Source organism: Gammaproteobacteria bacterium (assembly GCA_003696665.1).
Lineage (GTDB): Bacteria > Pseudomonadota > Gammaproteobacteria > Enterobacterales.
Genome location: RFGJ01000128.1, coordinates 1 through 1,565, shown reverse-complemented (window position 1 = coordinate 1,565; position 1,565 = coordinate 1). Strand labels below are relative to the sequence as shown.

Sequence of the window (1,565 nt, the reverse complement as noted above, 5' to 3'; positions counted from 1 at the left end):
GAAACACCACCGCCTAAGAAGGTAATCACGGCTGAACGGTGGCGTCGCTTGCCATTGACCAGAATCAGCGTATTGTCCGGCGGCAGACCACGCAGGTTAGCCGGGCGCACCAGCGTTGCCGCATCACTGATTGGCTGCGCGTTAACATTGTACGAGGGCACCACGGTGCTCAGAATCGAGTTCATATCTGGGGTGCCGGTCGCAAGCATTTCTTCTGCTGAGATGACGTCCACCGGCACCGGAGAATCCGTCACTGATCTTGGTGCGGCACGTGAACCGACAATCACGACCACTGGTGCATCTTCTTTGGCTTTTTCATCGTCGGTTTGATCGTCCGCTGCCCATGCGCTAGTGGTCAAAGCAAAGCCGATGGCCAGTGCGAGCGGTCCATATTTGAAAGAATGTGACATTGAGAGACCTCCCTCAGTGTTATTGTTATGCTATTCACGCATTTTCGCTTGATGCCCCCTAAAGATGAGGAGGCCCTCCAACCTATAGTCCAGTCTCCGGGTGAATGCAAATTACCCAAGACTGAGAAGGTTCCGCGGACACTCGCCAGACTGGTTCAAACGGTTTGGCCGGTTTCTGCCAGTATCTTCAGGTAATTGTCATAACGGTGTGGTGAGATGGCTTGCTCCTGCACGGCAGCTCGGACGGCGCAACCGGGTTCTTTGACGTGCAGACAGTTGCGGAAGCGGCATTGGTTGGCATACGCGAGAATGTCCGAAAAACCTCGCTGCACTTCGTCGGGGGCAACATAATCCAGCGAGAATTCTCGAATGCCGGGTGAGTCAATTAAATCACCACCGCTCGGCAGATGGTAAAGTCTGGCCACACTGGTGGTATGTTTGCCAAGCCCCGACGTTTCGGACACTTCACCGGTGTCGGCGTGGGCATCCGGAATGAGGGCATTCGTAATCGTGGACTTTCCCACACCGGATTGACCAACCAGCACGCTGATTTGGTTTTTCAGGCGCTCGCGCAGCGTCGCCATACCCGTGCCACTTTTGGCACTGCAGATTATGGCGTCTTTTGTCACTGGTCGGTACTGACGAGCCAATGCGTCGGCAGCAGCGTCACCGAATAGGTCGGCTTTGTTGACGACAAGCAAAACGGGCAAATCAGAAAGCGCCACTGCAACTATGTATTTGTCGATGACGAGGGTGGAGGTTTCAGCGGTGGCCACCAGACAGACTTGAGTGAGATTGGCGGCCACCGCTTTAAGTCCCTGATAGCGGAGGCGCCGCTTCAGGACTGTGGCGCGAGGCAGTCGCTTGGTAATGACAGGTGTCGGCGATGTGGTATCGACAATGACCTTGTCACCGCACACAATATCGGCCAGTTTTCGACGAACGGCACAGCGAAAAACCTGCCCACCCGCTTCCACGTCCGCTTGTTGTCCAAAGCGGCTGATGACCCTTCCTTCCAGCAACGCCATCACTTATTCGGTGGAGATCTCTTTGGGGCCAAATTGGCCAACATTGAGCAATTGATCGATTTTTGCCGCACATATCAGGTCGTTACGACCGAGCGCATCCATGTCATGTGTCGTGTAGGTCACAACG

At 54.8% G+C, this 1,565-nt stretch carries 3 protein-coding genes; all 3 read right to left on the bottom strand.

All coding sequences use genetic code 11. From position 1 onward, the window contains the following. On the bottom strand, positions 1 to 410 hold a 410-nt coding region (locus tag D6694_03955), incomplete at its 3' end, for a TonB-dependent receptor (protein RMH46017.1). 155 nt (positions 411 to 565) lie between these two features. Continuing rightward, positions 566 to 1,438, bottom strand: coding sequence for a ribosome small subunit-dependent GTPase A (gene rsgA, locus D6694_03950; GenBank protein ID RMH46016.1), 873 nt, complete (start codon positions 1,436 to 1,438; stop codon positions 566 to 568). 3 nt (positions 1,439 to 1,441) lie between these two features. Next, the coding region (locus tag D6694_03945; protein ID RMH46015.1) for a hypothetical protein at positions 1,442 to 1,565 on the bottom strand (124 nt) is incomplete at its 5' end.

Coding starts and splice junctions, on each gene's coding strand:
- rsgA (RMH46016.1), bottom strand. CDS start 1,438: ATGGCGTTGCTGGAAGGAAGGGTCATCAGCCGCTTTGGACAACAAGCG.